Here is a 591-nt window from a genome sequence, read left to right as displayed (position 1 = left end):
CGAGCACCAGGACCACGGCGGCGCGCACGGGTACCTTGCGGACCGTCCATGCGGCGCCGGCGAACAGCACCCAGGCCGCCGCGTACCAGTACAGGAGGTGGCGCGGGTGTGCCTCGGAACCTCCTGACCGGATGGTGACGGCGACGACGGCGGTCAGCGCGGCGACGAGGACTGAGGTGCATACGGTGCGGACTCCCACACCCTCCACCGTGGCAGGAGTATGCCTTGATGGGCTCACGACGGGCCCGTGTCCACAATCCGTAAGGACTGATCGTCGCCTGGGGGCCTGATAAGTAGTGAGATGAGCGGCATCCCTGCCGGTGCGGCCGTGGCAGTTGGCTCAATGCGTTTCGGGAAACGAACTCGGACCGGCGGAAGCGGTCCCATGTCGCGTGCATCGACCCCGCTGAAGGGGACGTTTGATCGCCGATCCGCAGGAAGTCGTTGTGGAGTCAGTCGTTCCGCAGCTCCACGAAGTGGCGGCCGGCCACGGACCACTCCTCGACCGTCGTCCAGCCCGCGCCGTCCGCGGCCGACCGCAGCGCGGCCGCGCCCAGCCGGGCCCAGGGGAAGTCCCGGCCGTACCGGCCC

At 69.5% G+C, this 591-nt stretch carries 1 pseudogene; it reads right to left on the bottom strand.

Annotation, left to right across the window (positions count from 1 at the left end):
• Positions 1–199 (bottom strand): annotated as a pseudogene (locus G3I60_RS43875) (hypothetical protein); the annotation flags it as partial.
• Positions 200–591: the final 392 nt, after the last annotated feature.

The organism is Streptomyces sp. SID13666 (assembly GCF_010548325.1).
Lineage (GTDB): Bacteria > Actinomycetota > Actinomycetes > Streptomycetales > Streptomycetaceae > Actinacidiphila > Actinacidiphila fildesensis.
This window is presented reverse-complemented; position numbering and strand designations above follow the sequence as displayed.